General features: G+C 53.0%; 22 protein-coding genes. 10 read left to right on the plus strand and 12 right to left on the minus strand.

The genetic code is table 11. The features are described from left to right. Positions 1-159: 159 nt before the first annotated feature. Genes PHN51_08465 through PHN51_08475 form a run of 3 tightly spaced genes read right to left on the minus strand, consistent with a single transcriptional unit; the run spans position 160 to position 4,154 of the window. Complete coding sequence (locus PHN51_08465; protein MDD2818809.1) at positions 160-1,116, minus strand: electron transfer flavoprotein subunit alpha/FixB family protein; 957 nt, start codon at positions 1,114-1,116, stop codon at positions 160-162. Between the two features lie 50 nt (positions 1,117-1,166). Further along, a complete protein-coding gene (locus PHN51_08470) occupies positions 1,167-1,949 on the minus strand; it encodes an electron transfer flavoprotein subunit beta/FixA family protein (GenBank protein MDD2818810.1) in 783 nt (260 codons plus the stop codon). A 60-nt stretch (positions 1,950-2,009) separates the two neighbouring features. Beyond that, positions 2,010-4,154: a (Fe-S)-binding protein gene (locus PHN51_08475; protein MDD2818811.1), complete on the minus strand. Its 2,145-nt coding sequence runs from the start codon at positions 4,152-4,154 to the stop codon at positions 2,010-2,012. A 142-nt stretch (positions 4,155-4,296) separates the two neighbouring features. Here PHN51_08475 and PHN51_08480 point away from each other — a divergent pair, with 142 nt between their 5' ends. Next, positions 4,297-5,025, plus strand: coding sequence for a TetR/AcrR family transcriptional regulator (locus PHN51_08480; protein MDD2818812.1), 729 nt, complete (start codon positions 4,297-4,299; stop codon positions 5,023-5,025). 62 nt (positions 5,026-5,087) lie between these two features. Here the strand turns inward: PHN51_08480 and PHN51_08485 are convergent, their stop codons facing one another. Further along, positions 5,088-6,218, minus strand: coding sequence for an acyl-CoA/acyl-ACP dehydrogenase (locus PHN51_08485; protein ID MDD2818813.1), 1,131 nt, complete (start codon positions 6,216-6,218; stop codon positions 5,088-5,090). A gap of 65 nt (positions 6,219-6,283) precedes the next feature. Next, positions 6,284-7,525 (minus strand): acyl-CoA dehydrogenase family protein, encoded by a 1,242-nt coding sequence (locus tag PHN51_08490; protein MDD2818814.1) that lies wholly within the window; start codon positions 7,523-7,525, stop codon positions 6,284-6,286. A 195-nt stretch (positions 7,526-7,720) separates the two neighbouring features. Between PHN51_08490 and PHN51_08495 the strand changes: the two genes are divergently transcribed. Beyond that, positions 7,721-8,632, plus strand: a complete 912-nt coding sequence (locus PHN51_08495; protein ID MDD2818815.1) for a MoxR family ATPase — start codon at positions 7,721-7,723, stop codon at positions 8,630-8,632. A 23-nt stretch (positions 8,633-8,655) separates the two neighbouring features. Here PHN51_08495 and PHN51_08500 read toward each other — a convergent pair whose 3' ends face one another. Next, positions 8,656-9,288 (minus strand): alpha/beta fold hydrolase, encoded by a 633-nt coding sequence (locus PHN51_08500; GenBank protein ID MDD2818816.1) that lies wholly within the window; start codon positions 9,286-9,288, stop codon positions 8,656-8,658. A gap of 37 nt (positions 9,289-9,325) precedes the next feature. On the opposite strand from PHN51_08500, the gene PHN51_08505 reads away from it, so the two are divergent. Genes PHN51_08505 through PHN51_08520 form a run of 4 tightly spaced genes read left to right on the plus strand, consistent with a single transcriptional unit; the run spans position 9,326 to position 12,189 of the window. After that, positions 9,326-10,720, plus strand: a complete 1,395-nt coding sequence (locus PHN51_08505; protein ID MDD2818817.1) for a VWA domain-containing protein — start codon at positions 9,326-9,328, stop codon at positions 10,718-10,720. Positions 10,721-10,756: 36 nt separating this feature from the next. Beyond that, positions 10,757-11,278, plus strand: a complete 522-nt coding sequence (locus PHN51_08510) for a MaoC family dehydratase N-terminal domain-containing protein (GenBank protein ID MDD2818818.1) — start codon at positions 10,757-10,759, stop codon at positions 11,276-11,278. A gap of 11 nt (positions 11,279-11,289) precedes the next feature. Continuing rightward, entirely contained in the window at positions 11,290-11,682 is a 393-nt protein-coding gene (locus tag PHN51_08515; GenBank protein ID MDD2818819.1) for a MaoC/PaaZ C-terminal domain-containing protein, read from the plus strand. A 9-nt stretch (positions 11,683-11,691) separates the two neighbouring features. Further along, positions 11,692-12,189: a MaoC family dehydratase N-terminal domain-containing protein gene (locus PHN51_08520; protein MDD2818820.1), complete on the plus strand. Its 498-nt coding sequence runs from the start codon at positions 11,692-11,694 to the stop codon at positions 12,187-12,189. Positions 12,190-12,246: 57 nt separating this feature from the next. Here PHN51_08520 and PHN51_08525 read toward each other — a convergent pair whose 3' ends face one another. The 5 genes from PHN51_08525 to PHN51_08545 all read right to left on the minus strand — a co-directional run bounded on the left by PHN51_08525 (position 12,247) and on the right by PHN51_08545 (position 16,790). Further along, positions 12,247-13,182 carry a VOC family protein gene (locus tag PHN51_08525; protein MDD2818821.1) on the minus strand — a complete coding sequence of 312 codons (936 nt, stop codon included), beginning with the start codon at positions 13,180-13,182 and terminating at the stop codon, positions 12,247-12,249. A 106-nt stretch (positions 13,183-13,288) separates the two neighbouring features. Continuing rightward, a complete protein-coding gene (locus PHN51_08530; GenBank protein MDD2818822.1) occupies positions 13,289-14,230 on the minus strand; it encodes a hypothetical protein in 942 nt (313 codons plus the stop codon). 31 nt (positions 14,231-14,261) lie between these two features. Continuing rightward, on the minus strand, positions 14,262-14,603 hold the full coding sequence (locus PHN51_08535) for a hypothetical protein (GenBank protein ID MDD2818823.1): 342 nt from the start codon (positions 14,601-14,603) through the stop codon (positions 14,262-14,264). A gap of 28 nt (positions 14,604-14,631) precedes the next feature. Next, entirely contained in the window at positions 14,632-15,486 is an 855-nt protein-coding gene (locus tag PHN51_08540; protein MDD2818824.1) for a 3-hydroxyacyl-CoA dehydrogenase family protein, read from the minus strand. A gap of 125 nt (positions 15,487-15,611) precedes the next feature. Then, positions 15,612-16,790 (minus strand): thiolase family protein, encoded by a 1,179-nt coding sequence (locus tag PHN51_08545; protein ID MDD2818825.1) that lies wholly within the window; start codon positions 16,788-16,790, stop codon positions 15,612-15,614. Positions 16,791-17,020: 230 nt separating this feature from the next. On the opposite strand from PHN51_08545, the gene PHN51_08550 reads away from it, so the two are divergent. The 3 genes from PHN51_08550 (at position 17,021) to PHN51_08560 (ending at position 19,568) form a co-directional block, all read left to right on the plus strand. Then, positions 17,021-17,785, plus strand: coding sequence for an SDR family NAD(P)-dependent oxidoreductase (locus PHN51_08550; GenBank protein MDD2818826.1), 765 nt, complete (start codon positions 17,021-17,023; stop codon positions 17,783-17,785). Positions 17,786-17,912: 127 nt separating this feature from the next. Beyond that, the gene (locus PHN51_08555; protein ID MDD2818827.1) at positions 17,913-18,689 is read left to right on the plus strand and encodes an SDR family NAD(P)-dependent oxidoreductase; all 777 of its coding nucleotides are present in this window, start codon (positions 17,913-17,915) and stop codon (positions 18,687-18,689) included. A gap of 81 nt (positions 18,690-18,770) precedes the next feature. Beyond that, the gene (locus PHN51_08560; GenBank protein MDD2818828.1) at positions 18,771-19,568 is read left to right on the plus strand and encodes a thioesterase family protein; all 798 of its coding nucleotides are present in this window, start codon (positions 18,771-18,773) and stop codon (positions 19,566-19,568) included. Here the strand turns inward: PHN51_08560 and PHN51_08565 are convergent. After that, positions 19,565-20,374, minus strand: a complete 810-nt coding sequence (locus tag PHN51_08565) for an SDR family NAD(P)-dependent oxidoreductase (protein ID MDD2818829.1) — start codon at positions 20,372-20,374, stop codon at positions 19,565-19,567. The genes PHN51_08560 and PHN51_08565 overlap by 4 nt on opposite strands. A gap of 126 nt (positions 20,375-20,500) precedes the next feature. On the opposite strand from PHN51_08565, the gene PHN51_08570 reads away from it, so the two are divergent. Beyond that, positions 20,501-21,766: an amidohydrolase family protein gene (locus PHN51_08570; GenBank protein ID MDD2818830.1), complete on the plus strand. Its 1,266-nt coding sequence runs from the start codon at positions 20,501-20,503 to the stop codon at positions 21,764-21,766. Positions 21,767-21,862 lie beyond the last annotated feature (96 nt).

The following is a 21,862-nucleotide window of genomic DNA, read 5'->3' on the forward strand; positions in this document are numbered from 1 at the left end:
CTGCCGTTGCTATCGAACTCAATGGTCGTCCACGCAAAACGCTCGACTGGGATACCCCAGCCGAGCGCCTTGGTGCTTTACTCAAGTCCTAGCCGTGTTGCGACGATCCGTTGAAACCGCCAATGCGCCTGGGCCTTAACTTTTAACACTCTTAAAGGTTTAACCCTTGCGCTTATTGATTTCTTCAGTCAGCTGAGGAACAACTGTGAAGAGGTCGCCCACAACACCGAAGTCAGCAAGTTCGAACATTGGAGCTTCTGCATCCTTGTTCACTGCAACGATCAACTTCGAGGTCTGCATGCCAGCGCGGTGCTGAATCGCACCCGAGATGCCATTAGCAATGTAGAGCTGAGGTGAAACAGTCTTTCCAGTCTGTCCGACCTGGAATGCGTGTGGGTAGTAGCCAGCGTCGGTTGCTGCGCGTGAAGCACCAACAGCTGCACCAAGTGAGTCAGCAAGTGCTTCGATCACACCAAAGCCTTCGGCTGCACCAACACCGCGACCACCTGAAACAACGATTGCTGCTTCTGTGAGTTCTGGGCGTCCGCCCTTAACTGCTGCCGAACGGTTGGTGATGGTTGCGCTCTTTGCTGCTGCACTGAGTTCAACTGATACGTCGACGCGAGCCGCTGCACCAGCTTCAGCAACAGGTGCGGTTGAGTTTGGGCGCACGGTGATGATTGGTGTTCCAACTGAAACCTTTGACTGCACAACAGTAGCTCCACCGAAGACACTCTGGGTAGCAGTGAGATCTGGCGCAATGCCAATTGCGTCGGTGATGATGCCTGAGTTAGTGCGAACTGCCAGACGTGCAGCAACTTCTTTACCTTCAGGTGAAGATCCGATCAGCACTGCGATTGGTGCCTGATCAGCAACGAGCTTGGAAAGCACTTCAGCCTTTGGTGCTACTGGGTGGTTGATGTAATCGGCGCCATCGGCGACGTACACCTTCTGGGCACCAAATTCACCAAGCGTTGCGCCTGCTGCGTCGGTGTAACCCGGACCAATCCACACTGCACTTGGCTCACCAAGTGCACGTGCGAGGGTAAGCAATTCGGTAGTGACCTTCTTGACGCTGCCATCGGCTGCATCTACGAGGACGAGAACCTCTCCCATTACGACTCCTTCAGTTTCAAAAATCTAGTGTGATTGATGAGCCGTAGCTCTTAGAGGACCTTCTGAGCATCAAGGAACTCAGCAATTGCAACGCCGCCGGCGCCTTCATCTTGAACCACTACGCCTGCAGCCTTTGGTGGTCGAGCAGCAAAGCTGTTGACCTGTGACCATGAGCCAGCTGAGCCAACAGCGCTGATGTCAATGCCTGCATCAGCAGCCGAGACTGTTTCAACTGGCTTCTTCTTTGCGGCCATGATGCCCTTGAACGATGGGTAGCGAGGTTCGTTGCTGCGCTCGATCATTCCGAGTACTGCTGGAGTTGCAGCGCTGATGGTTTCGATTCCGTTGTCGCCAACACGTTCAATCGTGACGGTTGCGCCACTCACTTCAACCTTGTTTGCGAATGTGAGCTGAGGCAAGCCAAGGCGCTCTGCAACCATCGATGGAACGACGCTCATGCGTGCGTCAGTTGACTCTGAACCAAACATGATGAGATCGAAGCCGCGGCCTTCGAGCAACTTTGCCAACGCATAACTCGTGGCTGCTGCATCGGAACCAGCAAGGCTGGCATCAACGAGGTGGATGCCTGAATCTGCACCCATGCTCAATGCCTTGCGCACTGCTTCGCCTGCGCGCTCAGGACCCATGGTCACGATGACAACTTCGCCGCCGCCTTGAGCTTCAGTGATTTGCAGAGCCTCTTCAATGGCGTACTCATCAAGCTCGTTCAGCACAGCTTCTACTGAATCGCGATCAAGGAGTGAGTCACCATCACGGAGCTTCTTTTCTGCCCATGAATCGGGGACTTGCTTCACACACACAGCGATCTTCACGCGACTGTCCTTTCGTGGCCGCCTAGGTCAGGCGGGTCGTTCTTGTGGGGTGGGTAAATGTTACGACTTGGCAGCATTGAGCAGGAGGGTGGAGACGTCTACGACCTCTACGCCTACGGCTCGGCCTTCTTCTTGCTGACGGGTATTCACAGCATCGTTCAGCATGACCGAACAGAACGGGCAGCCCACAGCGATGCGCTTGGCACCTGTGGCGATGGCTTCGTCGCCACGAGTCTGGTTGATACGAGTACCGAGCTTTTCTTCCATCCACATGCGAGCGCCACCGGCGCCACAGCAGAAGCTCTTGTCACGGTTGCGATCCATTTCAACAAATGAATCTGCAGTTGCACCAATGAGTTCGCGAGGAGGGTTGTACACCTCGTTGTGGCGGCCCAAGTAGCAAGGATCGTGGTAGGTGACGGTCTGATCGATCTTGTTCACTGGAGTTAAGCGGCCAGCCTTCACCAGTTCGTTCAACAACTCGGTGTGGTGCACAACCTCGTAGTTGCCGCCAAGTTGTGGGTATTCACGCTTGAGGGTGTTCAAGCAGTGAGGGCAGGTCACAACAATCTTTGTTGCCTTGATTTCATTCAGCACTTCAATGTTCTGTGCCGCCTGCATCTGGAACAAGAACTCGTTACCTGCGCGACGAGCTGGGTCGCCGGTACAGGTTTCACCTTCACCAAGCACCATGAAACTGACACCTGCAATGTTCATGAGTTCTGCCACGTTCTTCGTGGTGCGCTTAGCACGGTCTTCGTAGGCGCCTGCACAACCAACCCAGAACAGGTAATCAATATCTTCAGGAATGGTGTCTTCGCCATTCATGCCGAAGACCTTCACATCAAAGTCAACTTCGCTGATCCAGTCGTTACGACCTGAAGCATTCATGCCCCATGGATTGCCCTTGTTCTCAACGTTCTTGAAAAGACCATTGAGTTCAGTTGGGAACTCTGACTGCACTAACACCTGGCTACGGCGAATATCAACAATGTGGTCGATATGCGCGATATCAACAGGGCATTGGTTCACACATGCGCCGCAAGTGGTGCATGACCAAAGAATGTCATCAGCAATGACGCCGTCATCACCAACAAGTGGCTTCTCAGCAAGTTCGATGAGCGCTGGATCAAGGTTTGCGCGCTCTTCTTCAGTTGCTGTCATCCATGGTGAGATTGCGTGAGCATGGTTACGCATTGCAATGGTGAAAAGCTTTGGTGACAAAGGCTTTTCGGTGTTCCATGCTGGGCACTGTGACTGGCAACGACCACACTCAGTACAGGTTGAGAAATCAAGCAGCGCTTTCCAGGAAAAGTCGGTCATCGCTGTGACGCCAAGCGCGATGTCATCAGGGAAGTCGTCAAGCTTTTCGAAATCAAGGGCAACACCGTCGTACCGGATTGGCTCAAGCTGGCCAAGTGCTGGCTTGCCGTTTGCATTGCGCTGGAACCACACGTTGAAGAACGCGAGGAATCGGTGCCAAGCAACACCCATGGTTGGCGTAACTGCAACTGTGACGAACCACGCCATCGAGACCAGGATCTTGCCGAAGGCAAGCAGCATGATCAACGTTGCTAGAGCCTCGAGTGAAAGTCCGGTCCAGTTCTGGCCAATCCAGCCAGTGAGTGGGAAGTTAGAGTTTACGAACTCTTCGCCTTGCACAGAGCCGCGAGCGTACTCAGCGGCACGTAATGCGAGCACAAAAATGCCGATGGCAAGAATCGTGATTTCAACGTAGTAGGCCTGCCACATTGTTGAACCAAAGAAGCGTGACTTACGTGGCTGCTCTGGATTCGGGCGTCGGGTCACACGCACGGCGATCAAGATCACGATCGCGAGAACCATCAGCCACGAGAAAATTTCGATTAAGTACGAGAATGGTGGCCAATGACCGATCAATGGCAATGCAAAATCAGGATTGATGAGTTGGCCGTATGCGGTTATCAACGTAAAGAACAACACACCAAATGCGATCAGCACGATGAGGTGCGACACCGCGACGATGGGGCCGACCGGTTTTTGCTTCAAGCGCGTGGCAAGGAAGACTTCTTTGAGCAGGGTGAGCGTGCGCACCGCTGGCTTGTCAGTGCGGTTGATTGATGCACCAACCTTGAACTGACGGACAAAGCCCACCACGGTTCGGGCAAATAGTCCGACCGCAATCACGGTGACGATCGCAGCGACGATCATGACCAACACATCCATGCCAGTTCTCCTTGTAGTCCGCTCGTGAGAGGGCGTTTCAAGTCATACAATCAGTTATAACTTTAGCACAAATGGCCCCTCGGCCAAGTGCGGTGCCTGAACCTATCGAAAGGGTGACGGCAACATGCAAGAATCCGCTTCCATGAGCGCAATCCCACAAGCGTCCGCCCCTGCGGCCGGCGCTCAACGAAAGCGCAATCCTCGCGGATCCTTGAATCCTGAGGTGATTCTTGCCGAAGCCTTCCGCTTCAGCAAAGAAGAATCAGTCGAAGCCCTCAGCATGCCAAAACTGGCGAAGCGTCTTGGTGTAGGCGTGACCAGCCTCTACTGGTATTTCCACACCAAGGAAGAACTCCTTCAGGCGATGCTTTCCCAGGTTGCGGATGACTACCTGTCACTACTTCCCGATCACGAAAATCTTGCCTGGGATGAGCACTTCCGCCGATATTTCAATGATATGCGCCGGATTTTCCTCACGCATGATGTGATCTGCGACTTCTTGATCATGCGTACCCATGTCTCCATGTTTGGCTCGGAAAGCCACTTCTTCATGGATCGCCTCAATAAAGAAGTAGGGATCCTGCTGACTGCTGGCTTTGAACCCGAAGTTGCGGCCCGGGCCTACCAGGCCATGTCGGTCTACACCAGCGGCACCGTCCAAAAAGTGCGTATGGCCGAACTTGGCGGCAGCGACCCCAATCGAAAAATGTTTGCCGACCTCTCCACCGAAACAGCCGCCTTACTCAATGACAGTTACCCAGCATTGGGTAAAACTCATGACTTTTGGAATTCCACCTACTCCACGTGGACTGACTTCAATTTTGGGCTTAACACCATCCTTGACGGTCTGCGCACGCATCTTCCGAAGTAACAACCGGGAAAAGAAAATGGCCCCGAAGATTCGGGGCCATTTTCAAAAGATCTTCGACGCGTTTACAAACCGATGAGGTCCGCAATACGACGCTTGTGATCAGCAGGTGTACCGAACAACTGACGATCCGTGGTCGCACGACGCAGATACAAGTGGCAATCGTGTTCCCAAGTCACACCCAGACCACCGTGCATCTGCACGCAATCTTGAATGATCTGCACTGACTTCGTGCCGATGTAGGCCTTAGCAACACTGACCAAGCGTGATGCGTTCTCTGAACGATTGTTCACTGCCTTCACTGCTTCGTCAGCAGTTGCGTTACAGATTTCAATCCAGGTGCGCATGTCAGAGAAACGGTGCTTGAGTGCTTGGTAAGAAGCCAATGGGCGACCGAATGAGTAACGATCAAATGCCCACTGCACGGTGAACTCAAACACGCGGTTCACCACACCATTGAGTTCTGCACATTGAAGAGCATTGGCAACCAAGAACATGCGCTCAACGATGTCTGCCGTTGCAGCTTCGTTGCCGACCATTGCTTCTGCCGGAACAGTCACACCATCAAAACGCACAAGTGCGTGATGACGCGTGAAGTCAAGGGAGTCAACAAGTTCTGTCGTGACGCCATTGGAATCTGCTGGAACGAGGAACAGCGCAACACCATTTTCAGTCTTTGCAGTCACTAGGAACACGCCAGCAACATCGCCAGCTTCAACGCGATCCTTCACACCGGTAATGACGTAGTTGCCGCCATTCTTTGCAGCAGTGGTGCTTGGGTTCAACGGATCCCAGTGGCCCTTTGGCTCGTACGCAGCCCAAGCACCGACGAGCTCGCCGCTCATCAATCCTTCGATGGTTTCGCTGTGGTCTGAGCCTGATGCAGCACCTTCAACCAAGCCCGCAATAACCGTGTTGACGGGAATGAGCGGTGCTGGAGTAACCAAGCGACCAAACTCTTCAGCAACGATTGCTAGGTCCTGGAAACCATTTCCGGAGATGCTGCCACCACCGAGATCTTCAGGTACGAGCAACGCTGCCCAGCCAAGCTCTGCGCCTTGTTCCCACAACTCTGCAGGGAAACCGCCGCCAGCCTTGTTGAGTTCGCGAACCTTCTCAACAGGAAGCTTGTCGTCGAGAAACTTTGCAGTGGTGTTGCGGAAAAGCTTTTGATCTTCCGAGAGTTCCAAATCCATGAGGACTCCTCAATTCTTTCTTTGCTGATTTCAGCAATTGGTCATGAACGATTAGGGGTACGGACTTAGCGTCCGCGGCGGATTTCCCGGAAAGGAACATCACGATCAGCAGCCATTTCACGAGGCATCATCAAAACGCGCTCAGAAATCATGTTCTTGCTCATCTCAGCAGAACCACCACCAAGGCTTGCACCCTGACGCATCAAGTACTGAACGCCAACTGAGCGAAGGTAACCGTCACCCTCAACAGTTGATGTCACTGCTTCGTCTCCTGCGATTTCCAGCATCGCGTCCATCTTGCTCTGCGGAATCTCCGCGTGAGCAAGACGCATCATCGAGCTCGCCATTGCTGGGTACTCACCTGATGTCATACCCACTGTGATGCGCTTGATGAGCTGGTGATTAACGGTGTCAAGAGCGTTCTGCCAGCCCACGAGTTCACGAGTTGCTTCGTCCTTGTCCTTGCCAACCTCGCGAGCAAGGTTTTCCAAGGTCAAACCGGCTGAGCTACCGCGTGATGGACCGCGACCGCTGGTGTACGGCGAACCGCCACCCACTGCTTGGCGTTCGTAGAACAACTGGCGCTGGCCAACTGTCCAGCCGTCATTTTCGGTGCCGACAAGGTTTGCAGCTGGAACAACGAGGTCAGTGAAGTACTCCTCACAGAACTCATCTGAGCCGTCAACCATGCGCACGCGCTGGAGGTGGGTGGCATCGTCATGAACCGGCACGATGATCATGGAAAGACCGCGGTGCTTTGGCGCGTCCCAGTCGGTGCGCACCAGGCAGGTCGCGTAGTCGGCGGCGTAGGCGTAGGTGCTCCAGCACTTCTGGCCGTTGATCACGTAGGTGTCGCCATCGCGCTGAGCTCGGGTCAACAGGCCAGCAAGGTCTGAACCACCGCTTGGCTCTGAGAGGAACTGGCACAGGATGATTTCGCCGGAAATCGCGCCGCGGAGGTACTTTTGCTTCTGCTCTTCGCTGCCCATATCGAGCAACATGCCCGAGCAGATGGAAAGGGAAGGCACGTTGAGGCGCAGCGGCATTTCATAAGGAAGTGACTCCTCGGTGAATGCCTGCTGGTGAGCAAGGGTCAGACCCTGGCCGCCGTATTCCTTCGGGAAGCACAGGCCAGCGAATCCACCTGCAAAGAGCTTCTTTTGCAGTTCACGGTGCTCAACCCACTCGCGGTCAGCGACCCGGTTGGTGTTGTACTCCTTATTTGGATCAAGCTTTGGCATGTTGTCCGCAAGCCACGCGCGAGCGCGAATGCGGAAATCTTCTACCGATTCCATCTGGTCTGACATGGACTCCCCAACTCTGCTGTGACCAGGGTAATGGTCACCAACATCTTGAATGCGAACACGGGCGGGCCAATAAGTGATAAAAATCTGCCTATTAGACCTAGATGGGTATACGACCACTCGGCGCAAGCCTTGTCAACCGATCTTGGATAACCCGCACGAGATGTTCGTCGCATGACGGACCACCAAAGGAGCTCCATGTCCGCCACGCACAACCCAGCACCCTTGGTGATGGCCTCAGCCGTAGCCGCGTTCGCCAATATCAGCGACACTCAAGCCCGGCTTGCGGAAGTCGGGTACGTCTCCGATCCCCATATTGCTGGCGTGGTCTCTCTGGCTGCCCAACTTGGCAAGCCGCTGCTGGCTGAAGGTCCAGCCGGTACCGGTAAGACTGAACTGGCCAAGGCGATTGCCCGCTCCCTGAATGCCCGCCTGATCCGCCTGCAGTGCTACGAAGGTCTCGACGAGTCTCGTGCGCTGTACGAATGGGATTACCGCAAGCAACTCCTTCGCATCCAAGCTGCGCGCCAAGAGGCAGCAGGCGACTGGAATGCCATCGAAGAAGACATTTTCGGCGAGGAATACCTTCTACATCGCCCACTTCTCGAAGCTATCCAAGCTGAAGACGATGTGGTGTTGTTGATTGACGAAGTCGACCGTCTCGATATTGAAACGGAAGCATTGCTGTTGGAAATTCTTTCTGACTTCCAGGTTTCCATTCCAGAACTTGGCACCGTTCACGCGAAGCAACTTCCACTTGTGGTGCTGACTTCCAATAACAGTCGAGATCTTTCTGAAGCATTGAAGCGCCGTTGCTTGTTCATGCATGTGGGTTACCCAACTGTTGAACGTGAACGCGAAATCATTCTTGCTGCGGTTCCAGGAATCACCGAGAACTTGGCTGCGCAGGTTGCGCGTATTGTGCGCACCCTTCGCGATCTCAACCTAAAGAAGAGCCCATCGGTCTCCGAAACCCTTGACTGGGCAAGGGCTTTGGTGCTTCAAGGAAAAACTGAAGTCACTACCGATGTTGTGCTTGAACATCTATCAGTGCTGCTCAAGCATCAAACAGATATCGAAAAGGCAACTGAGGAACTCACCAATTCATGATTCGATTCAATGCTCGACGTTCATCACTCCGACAGGAATCGGAGCACTTCGTCTTGGCACTTGAAGTTCGATGTGGTGGCGTAATGGTCCACACCCTTGAGCACGACAAGTTTTGCGTCCGGCAATGCAGCAGTCATCGCATCAGCCGGACCAACCATGTCGCGATCACCGATCACCACAAGAGCAGGAACGGTGACTTTGCTCAGTTCGCTCAGGGCCGGCATTTCGCTGAAGCCCTTGATATAGCGCTCAACGGAGCCCCGATCGTTGCCAGCCGTTTCCAAGAGTTGAACAACGAGATCAGCGAGCACAAGGTCGTCGGCGGTAGGTGTGTGCGTCCACATGCCATCTCCAATACCAAGCAGCACAATTTTGCGAAATGCACTGGGCTTAGCCAACGCCGCACGAAGCACCAGGCGTGCACCTGCGCTAAAGCCAATGGCATCAACGGGTTCACGGGTGCTCACCAAAGCCAAAAGTCGCTGAACGGCTTCACTTTCTCCGCCGGGAGCTTCGGAGGCAGCACCATGTCCGGGCAATTCATAGCCCACGACCTCATAGCCTTCGGACTGCAAGATGTCATCCCATCCGCTGACACCCCAGTTGTGAGCGAAGGACGAACCAAGACCATGAACAAGCACTACGGGAACGGACATGCGTGGAGCATAAAGCGAACCCATGGGGGTGCGCAGCATGCTTTCAACAGTTGAGGGGTTAGTTCGCGAACTTCGCACCATCGGCATTCCGGTTTCTACTACGGAACATATTGATGCCGCGCGTGCACTGAAGGTCATCGATATCGGTGATCGATCACAGGTCAAAGCAGCGCTCGCTGCAACCTTGGTGAAACGCATCGAGCATCTGCCGGCGTTCAATACGGTATTTGATCTTTTCTTCTCAGGCCTTGCTCAGCTTGAAGGAACCCTTGAAGAAACGGGTGAAGAGGGCAGCCCTAACAGCATCGCAGCAATGTTGAACGCTCTTGAAGATGATGAACTGCGCGAAATGCTCATCAATGCCACGGAATATAACGATGAACTGATGATGAATGCTCTCGTTGAGGCATTCGTGAATCGCAAAGCGAATATTCAAAAGGGCGCACAAGTTGCCGGAAACTTGTACGTGTTCCGTGTTCTTCGCTCCCTTGATCTGCCTGATGTGCGTGAACAACTCATTGAACGCCAAGAAATCGATCCAGAATCACCAGGTGCTGACCTGCAACAACGCATTGCCGAAAGCGATGCCGACCACAAGGTTGAGTTGCTTCAACAAAAGGTCGAAGCTGCTGTTCGTATGCAACTTGTAGCCGATCGTGGTGCCGGTGCCGTTGCGCGATCGCTGCGATCAAAGTTGCCTGAAGATATTGATTTCCTCACCGGATCAACTGCTGAAATCGAGGCACTGCAATGGACTTTGGCTCCACTTCCAGTGCAGCTTGCCCAAAAACTTGCTGCAAAGCGCTCGCACGGTCGCCACGGCGCCATTGACTTTCGCGGAACAGTGCGTCACTCCATGTCGACCGGCGGCGTTCCTGTCGATATCGCATATAAGAAACCACATCCACCAAAGCCTGAACTCATTGTGCTTGCGGATATCTCGGGTTCTGTTTCATCCTTTGCGACTTTCACTTTGCAATTGACCTTCGCGATTCGCTCGCAATTTCGCAGTGTGCGCAGCTTCGTATTCATTGACGGCATTGATGAAGTCACTGACATCATGCAAAGCGCCGACAACATCGCCGAGGCTGCCGCGCGCATTGATGATGAAAAGAAAGGCTTCTCCCTTGATGGTCGCTCTGATTATGGATCGGCTTTCCGTTCGTTTGTGAAGCGCTGGGGCATGCAGATCAATAGCCGCAGCATCGTGCTGATTCTTGGTGATGGGCGTTCCAACTACCGCCAGCCTTCTGAAGACATGGTGGAGTTCATGGCCAAGCGAGCTCACCGAGTGTTCTGGCTCAACCCTGAACGCGAAGTCAGTTGGGGCGAAGGTGACTCCGTCATCCCGAAATATGCGAAGCACTGCAGCAAGGTTTTTGAATGCCGAAATGTCCGTCAACTCAAGGAATTCATTGACGAACTCGACTAACGATAGATTTGCAAGGCAATCCAAGGAAGGGAAAACATGAGCAACATCTCAGAAGCCATGAAGGCTGCTGTAGGTACCGTCACCGGACGTACCGTGAGTTACCCAGTGAGCGAATCAGATATTCGCAAGTGGGCACTCGCTGTGTACTACCCAGGTCAACCACCAGCAGAGTTCATTGATCCAGCAGCAGCGGCGAAGACCATCCACGGTGGCATCGTTGCTCCAGAAGAGTTCAACCCCTTCGCTTGGATCGTCGCGAGCCATGAAAAGTTCATTAAGAACGCTGGCAAGGTTGAAAACAACAACCCAGATAACACTGAAATCGCTCTCGGCATTGAAGGCCCCGGCCTGAAGTTCCAGATGAACGGCGGCATGGTGTGTGAGTACGGCGTGCGTATCCGCCCCGGTGATGTCATCACGAGCGAAAGCTCAATCGGCGAATATTCAGAGCGCGAAGGCCGCCTGGGCCTCATGCTCTTTAGTCGCGGAATTTCAACATGGACAAACCAAAACGGTGAACTGGTCAAGCGGACCACCGGCACCTTGATTCGGTACTAGGAGAGATGAATATGAACGTTAACGTCGGTGACGTAGTCCCAGCATTTGTTCGCCAAACCGAGTTCGCGAACTGGAACCGCTATGCGGCAGTGAACGATGAATTTGTTCCTATCCATATGGATGACGAAGCAGGTGCTGCAGCTGGTAACGGTGGTGCATTCGGCATGGGTAACCTTCAGTGGGCATACCTGCACAACATGCTTCGCGACTGGATGGGCCCAAACGGCACGATCCTGAGCATGGAAGTTCAGTTCCGCAGCATCAACCACAAGAACCAGATCGTGTCGGCAAAGGGTGTCGTTACCGCTGTTGATGGCGATGTGGTGACTCTGGATGTGTGGACCGAGCAGCAAGAAGGCACAAAGTTGGCGCCGGGCACTGCAACTGTTCGCATTCCTGCGTAGGTCACGGCAATGCCTGAGACCTACCTCGTTCCTGAGGTACTCGCAGCAGCTGGGCGCGAAGTGTCCACTGCTACGAGTTACCCAGTCAGTGCATCTGACATTCGCAAGTGGGCGTTAGCTGTCTATTACCCAGAACAGCCACCGCAGTACTTCATCGATGCCGAGTACGCGCCAGAGGATTTCGATCCTTTTGCGTGGGGTCCGCAATCACACGAGTCATTTCTTCCAGATGATGATTCAGGTATTTGGCATCGCCACGGCATCAACCAACAAGCCTTGGGTTTCCCGGAGTGGGAATTCATTGTCAGTATGAACGCTGGGATGAAGGTTGAGTACGGCGTGCGGATGCACGTAGGTGATGTGATTACTGATGTGAAGTCCTGTGGTCAATACACCGAGCGTCAAGGTCGCAACGGCTTAATGTTGATCTCACAAAGCATCAGCACGTGGACTAACCAGCGCGGCGAATTGGTGAAGCGCACGACCAATAGTGGGATTAGTTACTAGATTCCTCAACGAAAAGGGCCCCGATATTTATCGGGGCCCTTTTCGTATTGTCGAAATTTAGCTAGCAAAAGGATCACCCGGAATATCTTCGTCTGTAAAGAACATTGGTGCGCCCATTGTGTCATCAACGTTGCAGTAGATGAGGTTTTCGCGTAAACGAGTAGTGCGCACACCCTGCTTGTTCAACCATGCTTCTGCTGAATCTAGATCCTTGACCTTCCAGCGAAGTGAGTAGATGCAGTTGCCCCATTTTTCCACGTGGCGGCCAAGATCCGAATCCATTTCGAGTGGTTGAGCCAGCTGAAGTAAGCAGTCTCCGAGTTGCATCGTGTAGTACTTGCACTGCAAGTCCTCATCAATGCCTTCTTCGAGTGGGATTGCCTGCATGATGTCAACGTAAGTCTTCACCGCCGAATCAAGATCTTTCACACCGAGCGTGACGTAATTGAAACGTTCGATAGTCATTGGATGCTGTTCGTATAAACGCATCAACTCGGTGTAAGTGTCTTGATCCTTTGGGTCATTGCGCATATCGGTCTTGCATAGTTCCACCATGAGACCAGCGGTGTCGCGTGGGCTTGGATAGAAGTACACGGTTTCTGGATCAAGCTTTTCGATTTTTCCGCCGCCTGGCGCACCGATGTACACACCCTTTTCGAGTAAGCGATCGGCTAAACCGGCGAGGTCATCAACCTTGTAGCCAACTGAGTGCAGGTGCTCACCGAACTTTGAGTAGAACTTGCCAACTGGCTTTTCAACATTGACTGGGAAGTTTGGCGCCATTGTTTCAATACATACATCGCCAACCATGAGTAGCGAAGCCCAACGATCTTCAGGTGGAAGGTAATTGAGTTCATCAATACCCATGTACAAATAGCCACCCAGCACGCGACGGTAAAAGTCGTTGAGCTTGTTGACGTCATCGGTCATATGAACGATATGGATCATATTGCCGATGCCATAGTCACCGGTGGTCTTGTACTGCCGACGCATTGCGCTCCTTAAACGAGGCTTCACTCAGATAGCTGTTTGGTTGTTCCAAAGTTAAGGCCCCACGGGGATCCGTGGGGCCAAAACCTAAAAAAGAGTTTCCAAAAGATTACGCGTTCTTTGAGAACGGATCTCCTGGGATTTCTTCGTCTGTGAAGAACCAAGGCGCACCGAGGGTGTCTTCAACGTTTGCTACAAGCAAACTTGGGCGTGGACGCGTGGTGCGGATGCCCTGCTTGTTTAACCATGCTTCTGCTGACGCGATGTCCTTAACCTTCCAGCGAAGGCTGTAAATGAAGTTGCCGTACTTCTCGACATGGCGACCAAAATCGGTATCCATTTCAAGTGGCTGAGCCAACTGCAACAAGCAGTCACCAAGCTGAACGGTCATGTACTTGCACTGCAGATCTTCATCAATGCCATCTTGCAATGGGATTGCTTGCATGATGTCAACGTAAGTAGCAACAGCTGCGTCAAGATCCTTCACGCCGAGGGTCACGTAGGAGAAACGCTCGATGGTCATTGGATGCTGTTCGAACAGGCGCATCAACTCGGTGTATGTGTCTGCATCTTTTGGATCATTTGGCATGTCGATCTTGCACAGTTCCACCATGAGGCCGGCGGTATCGCGTGGGCTTGGGTAGAAGTATTGCGTTTCCTCGTCAAGCTTCTCGATCTTTCCGCCGCCTGGGGCGCCGATGTAGATGCCCTTTTCGAGCATACGAGCAGCAAGGCCAGCAAGGTCTTCTACCTTGTAGCCAACTGAGTGCAGGTGCTCACCAAACTTTGAATAGAACTTGCCTACCGGCTTGTTTACGTCAACTGGGAAGTTTGGTGCCATGGTCTCGATGCACACATCGCCAACCATGAGCAGTGATGCCCAGCGATCTTCTGGTGGCAAGTAACTTGGCTCATCGACGGTCATGAAACCAAACGCACCGAAAGCGCGGTGGTAAAGCTCGTTGAGCTTGTTCACATCGTCTGACATGTGAATGACGTGAATCATGTTGCCGATGCCGAAATCACCGGTGGTCTTGTACTGACGTTTCATTTTTCTCCTTGTTGGAACTTCTACTTAAAAATTAGCCTTGAAATGCAGCAGGCAGTACGTGCACCCACTGCATCACTGGTGGATCAATTTCACGATCCATCAAGTTGGTCATCGTCATGGTTGGAATTGCTCCACCAAGGGCAGCTGCCGCAGCTTGAACATCATCAGTGTCGAGTTCATAAATTGCTGAAACGCGGACCTTTGATTCAACACCTGTTGCTGGGTCAACAACTGCGTAGCGAGTCACCTTGGTGACGCAGCCAATTGCAGCGCTTACTTCAGGAATATGTGTACCGAGGTACCACTCGTTGTATGCAGGGACGTCAGCTTCTGACGTTGCACTTGCAGTTGCAATGAGGAGTGACTTAGCCATGGTGAATCCTTCCTATGTTCGATTGTGATTACGAGTCGTAGCGGTAGAAACCACGGCCGGTCTTGCGTCCAAGCCAACCCAAACGTACGTACTGCTTGAGCATGATTGGTGGGAAGTACTTTGGATCCTTGGTTTCTTCGTAGATCGATGCACCCATGTCATGGACGATGTCCAAGCCAATGAGGTCAGCGAGTCGGAAAGGTCCCATTGGATGGTTGAAGCCAAGTTGCATCACTTCGTCAATGGATTCCATTGGCGCAACGCCACGCTCGAAAGCACGAATCGCATCATTGAGGTACGGCGTGATGAGCAAGTTACCTACGAAGCCTGGAACGTCGTTTACTACAACTGGGCTCTTGCCCATGCGCTGAGCGAGCTCAACCATTGCGGCGACGTCGTCTTCTGAAGTGACCGGGGTCTTAATGACTTCAACCAGCTTCATTGCTGGGACTGGGTTGAAGAAGTGAAGACCAACAACGCGTTCTGGGCGTGTGGTTGCGCCAGCCAAAATTACCAACGGAATTGTTGATGTGTTCGATGCGATGAACGTGTTTGGTCCTACAAGCTTGTCGATGCGACCCAGGATGTCATTCTTCAACGCGACATCTTCGTACACCGCTTCAACAACGATGTCTGCATTTGCAACAGCACCCAGATCAGTGGTGATGCTGAAAACTTCACGTGCCTTTGCGGCTTGCTCTTCCGTGATCTTGCCGCGCTTTAATGTTCCATCAAGGCCTGCGTTGATACGCTCATATGCGCGCTCTGCATTTGCCTCACTGGTTTCGATACCGACTACTTCGATACCGGTCTGAGCCGCCACCTGAATGATGCCGCTGCCCATGGTGCCGCAACCAACGACTGCCATTTTATTTACTGCCACGAACCTTCTCCTTGACTGTGCGGGCTACGGCCGCACCTTGTCTCTTGCCTTACTGAGGTCTAATTTTTCACGCTAGTGCAACCGAAAGGCCCCGTCCACTGGAACGGGGCCTTTCGGCGTACGTGCTACTTCTTTGGAACTTCGATGATGACTGCGCCACCCTGGCCGCCACCGGCACACATGGTGGAAAGGCCGATGCCGCCGCCACGACGGCGAAGCTCATGAACCAAGGTTGCGATCTGGCGAGTGCCTGATGCGCCAACAGGGTGACCAAGCGAGCAACCACTGCCGTAGATGTTGACCTTTTCTTCGTCAATACCCAGGATTTTGCAGGCAGCAACAGGAACTGAAGCAAATGCTTCGTTGATTTCCCATAGGTCAATGTCGTTCACAGTGAGACCTGCGCGCTTCAGAGCCTTCTCGGCAGCAGCGATTGCGCCCATTCCGGTGAACTTTGGATTCACACCAGCTGCTGCCCATGACTTCACCACTGCAAGTACGTCGAGGTTGTGATCAGCCGCGTACTTGTCGCTGGTAACAACGACTGCTGATGCAGCGTCGTTCACGCCTGATGCGTTACCCGCGGTGATTGAGAAGTTTTCAATTTCCGGGTGAAGTGGCTTCAACGTTGCAAGCTTTTCCAAGGTTGAGCTGCCACGTGGGTGCTCATCAACTGCGAACTCAACGGTTGAACCGTCTTTGGTCTTTACCGTGATTGGGCGAATTTCGTCGAGGAATTTGCCATCTTCGATTGCCTTGGCTGCACGCATATGTGAACGCCAGGCCCACTTGTCCATATCTTCGCGTGAAATGTCATGGGCCTGAGCAACGTTCCAGCCCACGGTGAGTGACACGTCGTCGCGAGCATCTTCTGTCGCTGGGAATGTAGGTGGGATGCGTGATTCGAATTCATCTTCAGTTCCCGCTACGCGCCAGCTCATTGCAGGTGACATTGAGCCAGCCTGAACGCCGCCAGCAACGATGACATCTTCCATTCCGGCCTTGATGGTTGCTGCAGCGTTGCCAAGTGCGGTGAGGCTTGATGCACAGTGGCGGTTCACTGCCTGGCCGGAAACATCCTGAAGACCATTAGCAACTGCTGCGTAGCGAGCGAGGTCGCCGCCGCCGTACATGGCTTCGCCGAAGATCACGTCATCAACATCATTGGCATCAATCCCTGCAGCCTTGATGGCTTGGTCAAGAATGAAGGTGGCAAGGACTTCACCTGAGGTTTCACTCAAGGTGCCCTTACGAGAAGTAGCAATAGGGGTACGAACAGCACTAACGATGACGGCTTCAGTCACGATTACCTCACACAGACATGGCGCCGAAGTAGCGCCAAAGGGACGGGTTCCGCGAGCTGGCCACCGGTTGGCGGACTCTCTGCGGACCCTTGAACTTTAGAATAATAAGGCCATCTATGTAAATACGGTAGATAATTCGCTAATATTGGCCATCGGCGCAGGCATCGTGGCCTGAGTCACCAGCAGATCCACGATTTTCGGGGTCATTTGGACACTTTTCAGGAGGAAACATGGAACTTCAGGGTTCATCAGCCATCGTTACCGGCGGCGCCGGCGGCTTCGGCGAAGCAACAGTTCGTCGCCTTGTCGACAAGGGCGTCAAGGTTGTTATTGCTGATCTTCACGATGAGCGCGCAAATGCTCTCGTGGCTGAACTGGGTTCAGGTGTCCAATATGTCCGTACTGACGTCACTGACGAGCAGAACGTGATTGAAGCTATCAATGCTGCCCAGGAGATGGCTCCCCTACGTACCGCGGTTGCCGTTCATGGTGGCCCAGCTGCTGGCAAGCGCATCGTTGGTCGTAATGGCGAGACCTACCCTGTTGAGACCTTCCGCCGCACCGTGGAAATCTTCCTCGTGGGTAACTTCACTGTTCTTTCCCGCGCAGCTTCAGTCATGAGCCTCAACGATCCTTTGGAAGATGGTCAGCGCGGCGTGTGCATCGGCACCGCATCAATCGCCGGCTTTGAAGGCCAGGTTGGTCAGGCTGACTACTCAGCAGCAAAGGGCGGCGTGATTGGTATGACCCTCACCGCAGCTCGCGATCTTGGTCCAGCCGGCATTCGTGTGATGACCATCGCACCAGGCACCTTCCACACCTACGCATACGGCGATGTGCCAATCGAAGATCTCAACGAGCGTTTCGCAAAGCTCATCCCTAACCCAAAGCGCATGGGCCGCGCCGATGAATACGCACAGCTCGCACTTCAGATCTGTGAGAACGACTTCCTCAACGGTTACACCATCCGCCTTGATGGAGCGCAGCGCTTCTAAGCACAACGTGAAAAGTGACCGACGCATGAGTTGCGTCGGTCACTTTTTTTGATCGGGCCACATATCAATCCTGAGCCCGCCATAATTCACAAAACAAATCTTCGAATTACGTTCAACTGGAGGAAGCATGGAAATCAAGGGCAGATCCGCAATCGTCACCGGTGGTGCTGGTGGCTTTGGCGAAGCAACAGTTCGTCGCCTTGTCGACAAGGGCGCAAATGTTGTGATCGCAGATCTTCACGATGAGCGCGCAAATGCATTGGTGAAGGACCTTGGTTCCGCAGTGCGTTACGTCCGCACCGACATCACTGACGAACAAAATGTCATCGAAGCAGTAAATGCTGCACAGGAAATGGCTCCGCTTGCTTTCGCAGTTGCAGTACATGGCGGCGGCGCAAACGGCGGCGGCGGACCACAGCGCATTGTTGACCGCGAGGGCAACCCAATTGCAGTCGAGCACTTCCGTCGCACTGTTGAGGTGTACCTCGTTGGTAACTTCACCGTGTTGTCACGTGCAGCAGCTGTCATGAGCCAGAACGCTCCAGATGATGACGGCCAGCGCGGCGTATGCCTTGGCACTGCTTCGATCGCAGGCTTTGAAGGTCAAGTTGGTCAGACTTCATATTCCGCAGCAAAGGGTGGCGTCATTGGTATGACGTTGACCGCAGCTCGCGATATGGGACCTGCAGGCATTCGCTTCATGACGATTGCTCCTGGCACCTTCCACACCTACGCATACGGCGATGTGCCAATCGAGGCACTCAACGATCGTTTTGCAAAGCTCATCCCTAACCCAAAGCGCATGGGTCATCCAGATGAATACGCAAAGCTTGCAATTCAGATTTTCGAAAATGATTTCCTCAATGGCTACACCATCCGCCTTGATGGAGCACAGCGCTTCTAAGCAATAACGCTAAGGAAGGCCAACGCAATATGCGTTGGCCTTCCTTATTTGTTCGTACCTCTATCGCGTAAGGTCACATCAATGAGCAGCCTTCTTGACGTTCTGACGCTTGATCAAATTGATGAGGATCACTTCATCACCCGGGTTGTGGCTCCAGATATGCGCGGCATTAATCCAGACTTTACTGGTTTATATGGTGGACAGATGGCTGCGCAATCACTGTTGGCTGCATGTAAAACCGTGAGTCCGGATCAAGTGCCGCATTCTTTACATGCGTATTTCTTACGCGCTGGTCGCAACACAGTTCCCTTAGAAATTGCCGTGTATCGCGATCGCGACGGACGCTCTTATTCATCACGGCGTATCGAAGCGTCACAACTTGGCGAAGTGATTTTCACTATGAACGCGTCATTCCATCAACTTGAAACAGGACCTGACGTACAAGCAGTGCGCTTGCCAACAGTTCCTTCGGCCCAAGAGTCCATTGCGGTTCCTGTTCCAGTTGGGATCACTGATGTCACATTGATTGACGCAACACCAACTGCGGGAAATGCTTTTCCGCATCAAACATGGACCAAGGTTGATGTCGCTTTGCCAGATGATCCACAGATTCACGCGTGTGCGTTGACCTATCTTTCTGATTTCTTCAGCGGGCTCGTGCAGTTCGATGAGTTTCCGAAAAAGCCGCGACTAGCAAGCCTTGATCACGCGATGTGGTTTCACCGACCCTTCAACATGAATGACTGGCATCTCATGGATTGGCAGGCCCAAACGATGGCGCATGGCCGTGGCCACTACATCGGTCACATCTATGACGAACAAGGCCGGCTCGTCGCCAGCATTGGTCAAGAAATGGTTGTACGCGAATCCAAGGTTTAGTTGATTGCTGGTGAAATACCAGCGTCAACGTGCAGGTTGGTGCCGTTAATGATGTCTGAACGTGGGCTTGCCAACATTGTTACTGCGTAAGCAATGTCTGACACTTCACCAACACGACCAACGGTTTGACCAGTGCCATTGACGAAGTACTCCTCGGCCTTTGGAATGTCATCGCCCCAACCACGCTTCTGCGCGAAGTTGCCGAGAAATTCCATCAAGCCTTCTGTGCGGATCATGCCTGGCGATACACAGTTGACGGTGACACCAGTCATGCGAAGAGTCTTGGAAAGACCAAGAGACATATTCACCATTGCGGCCTTTGCCGGACCGTAATCAGGCTGAGCTGAGGTTGGGGTGATCGCTGCCGCTGTCGAGATGTTAATGATGCGCCCCCAACCACGTTCTTTCATTGCAGGTGCAAGTGCCTGAATGAGTCGGAAGGCAGCAACAGTGTTGGCTTCGTAGGTGGCAACAAGATTTTCTGGGGTGACCGCAAAGAAGGATGGGTTTGGCGTATCGAAACTGCCGCCTGCGTTATTCACAAGGATGTCGATGCCTCCAAAGGCAGCAAGGGCTGCTTCGGCTGCTGCTGCAGCACCCTGGTTGTTGGAGAGATCACCGATGGCGACCTTGGCTTGGCCTCCAGCCGCATTGATCTTCGCTGCCACTGCATTTGCGCGTTCCTCATTACGGCCATGCACAACAACCAGCACACCTTCGGCAGCGAGTTCTTCTGCGATGCCCGCGCCGATGCCGCTGCTGCTGCCAGTGACGAGCGCGCGCTTGCCGGTGAGTTGGAGATCCATGTCTAGCCTTTCGTTAATCTTCCTAAATACGACATTTCAGACAAACCTTGTGAGTTGGTATGGCAACCCTTACCTTTGTTCTACGGCCATACCGTAAACCCTGGTTCCGCTCTTGAGAGGTCTTTTATGAATATCAATGACATGGTGCTGGTGAGCATCGATGACCACATCATCGAAAATCACGACACCTTTAAAAATCACTTCCCTGAGTCCATGAAGGATCAGGCTCCAAAGCTCGTGAAGCACCCTGATCTTCCTGACGTTGATGCCTGGATGTTCCAGGGCGTATCCGTTGGCAGCCCAGGCTTGAGCGCTGTTGCGTCTTGGCCAAAAGAAGAGTGGAACTTCAACCCCACCGATCTTTCGGAAATGCGCCCAGGAACCTACGACATTCACCAACGTGTGCGCGACATGAATGCAAACGGTGTACTTGCTGGCATGAACTTCCCAACCTTCCCAGGCTTCGCAGGCACTCACCTTGCATCACTTCCAGATCAGGCTTTGTCACTCGTTGCCATCAAGGCATACAACGACTGGTTGATGGACGAACTGTGCGGTGCTTACCCAGGTCGCTTCATTCCGATGGGCATCATTCCGTTCTTTGACATGGAAGAGTCCGTTAAGGAAATTCATCGCCTTGCCGCAAAGGGCTGCCGCTCAATCACCTTGCCTGAAACTCCGTACGGTGTGGGACAAAAGAGTTTCGCTAGTGGTCACTGGGATCCAGTGTTTAAGGCCATGGTCGACACCAACATGGTGGCTTCACTGCACATCGGTGGCGGCTTTGGTTTGTTGAAGCGCCCAGATGAATTCCTCATCGATGACATCGTCATTCTGGCGTCACTCATTTCAACTGTTGCATGTAGCGACATCATGACCAGTGGCGTGATTAAGCGTTTCCCTGACATGAAATTTGCCATGAGTGAAGGCGGCATCGGTTGGGTTCCATTCTTCCTTGACCGCATGGATCGCCACATGATCAACCAGTCATGGACTCATTTGGACACCATGCCAAAGGGCATGACTCCAACTGAAGTGTGGAAGAAGAACTTCATGGCCTGCTTCATCACTGATCCAACGGGTCTGACTACTCGCGATCGTTACGGTGTTGAAACCATTTCATGGGAATGCGATTACCCACATTCAGATTCAACATGGCCTTACTCACCAGAAGTGTTGATTCAGGAACTTGAAGCTGCGAAGTGCAGTGACGCAGAGATCAACATGATCACGCATGAAAACGTCGCACGCTTCTTCGACTGGGATCCGTTCAAGCACACACCACGCGACCAAGCAACTGTTGGTGCACTTCGCGCACTTGCAACTGATGTTGATGTGAGCGAAACATCAAAGCTTGAATACAAGCGTCGTTGGGCAGAAACACACGCATAACCAACTCAGCACTAAAGAAGTCCCGTCGAGCCTGGCTCGGCGGGACTTCTTTGTAGTGAACACACAGTTGTAAAAGTGGTGACTTAGGACGAACCC

This window comes from Candidatus Nanopelagicales bacterium, assembly GCA_028687755.1.
GTDB lineage: Bacteria > Actinomycetota > Actinomycetes > S36-B12 > S36-B12 > UBA11398.

Excerpts from the sequence above, each read along its gene's own strand:
- PHN51_08465 (MDD2818809.1), bottom strand. The coding sequence starts at position 1,116 with ATGGGAGAGGTTCTCGTCCTCGTAGATGCAGCCGATGGCAGCGTCAAG.
- PHN51_08475 (MDD2818811.1), bottom strand. The coding sequence starts at position 4,154 with ATGGATGTGTTGGTCATGATCGTCGCTGCGATCGTCACCGTGATTGCG.
- PHN51_08480 (MDD2818812.1), top strand. The coding sequence starts at position 4,297 with ATGAGCGCAATCCCACAAGCGTCCGCCCCTGCGGCCGGCGCTCAACGA.
- PHN51_08485 (MDD2818813.1), bottom strand. The coding sequence starts at position 6,218 with ATGGATTTGGAACTCTCGGAAGATCAAAAGCTTTTCCGCAACACCACT.
- PHN51_08490 (MDD2818814.1), bottom strand. The coding sequence starts at position 7,525 with ATGTCAGACCAGATGGAATCGGTAGAAGATTTCCGCATTCGCGCTCGC.
- PHN51_08495 (MDD2818815.1), top strand. The coding sequence starts at position 7,721 with ATGTCCGCCACGCACAACCCAGCACCCTTGGTGATGGCCTCAGCCGTA.
- PHN51_08500 (MDD2818816.1), bottom strand. The coding sequence starts at position 9,288 with ATGTCCGTTCCCGTAGTGCTTGTTCATGGTCTTGGTTCGTCCTTCGCT.
- PHN51_08505 (MDD2818817.1), top strand. The coding sequence starts at position 9,326 with ATGCTTTCAACAGTTGAGGGGTTAGTTCGCGAACTTCGCACCATCGGC.
- PHN51_08510 (MDD2818818.1), top strand. The coding sequence starts at position 10,757 with ATGAGCAACATCTCAGAAGCCATGAAGGCTGCTGTAGGTACCGTCACC.
- PHN51_08515 (MDD2818819.1), top strand. The coding sequence starts at position 11,290 with ATGAACGTTAACGTCGGTGACGTAGTCCCAGCATTTGTTCGCCAAACC.
- PHN51_08520 (MDD2818820.1), top strand. The coding sequence starts at position 11,692 with ATGCCTGAGACCTACCTCGTTCCTGAGGTACTCGCAGCAGCTGGGCGC.
- PHN51_08525 (MDD2818821.1), bottom strand. The coding sequence starts at position 13,182 with ATGCGTCGGCAGTACAAGACCACCGGTGACTATGGCATCGGCAATATG.
- PHN51_08530 (MDD2818822.1), bottom strand. The coding sequence starts at position 14,230 with ATGAAACGTCAGTACAAGACCACCGGTGATTTCGGCATCGGCAACATG.
- PHN51_08535 (MDD2818823.1), bottom strand. The coding sequence starts at position 14,603 with ATGGCTAAGTCACTCCTCATTGCAACTGCAAGTGCAACGTCAGAAGCT.
- PHN51_08550 (MDD2818826.1), top strand. The coding sequence starts at position 17,021 with ATGGAACTTCAGGGTTCATCAGCCATCGTTACCGGCGGCGCCGGCGGC.
- PHN51_08555 (MDD2818827.1), top strand. The coding sequence starts at position 17,913 with ATGGAAATCAAGGGCAGATCCGCAATCGTCACCGGTGGTGCTGGTGGC.
- PHN51_08560 (MDD2818828.1), top strand. The coding sequence starts at position 18,771 with ATGAGCAGCCTTCTTGACGTTCTGACGCTTGATCAAATTGATGAGGAT.
- PHN51_08565 (MDD2818829.1), bottom strand. The coding sequence starts at position 20,374 with ATGGATCTCCAACTCACCGGCAAGCGCGCGCTCGTCACTGGCAGCAGC.
- PHN51_08570 (MDD2818830.1), top strand. The coding sequence starts at position 20,501 with ATGAATATCAATGACATGGTGCTGGTGAGCATCGATGACCACATCATC.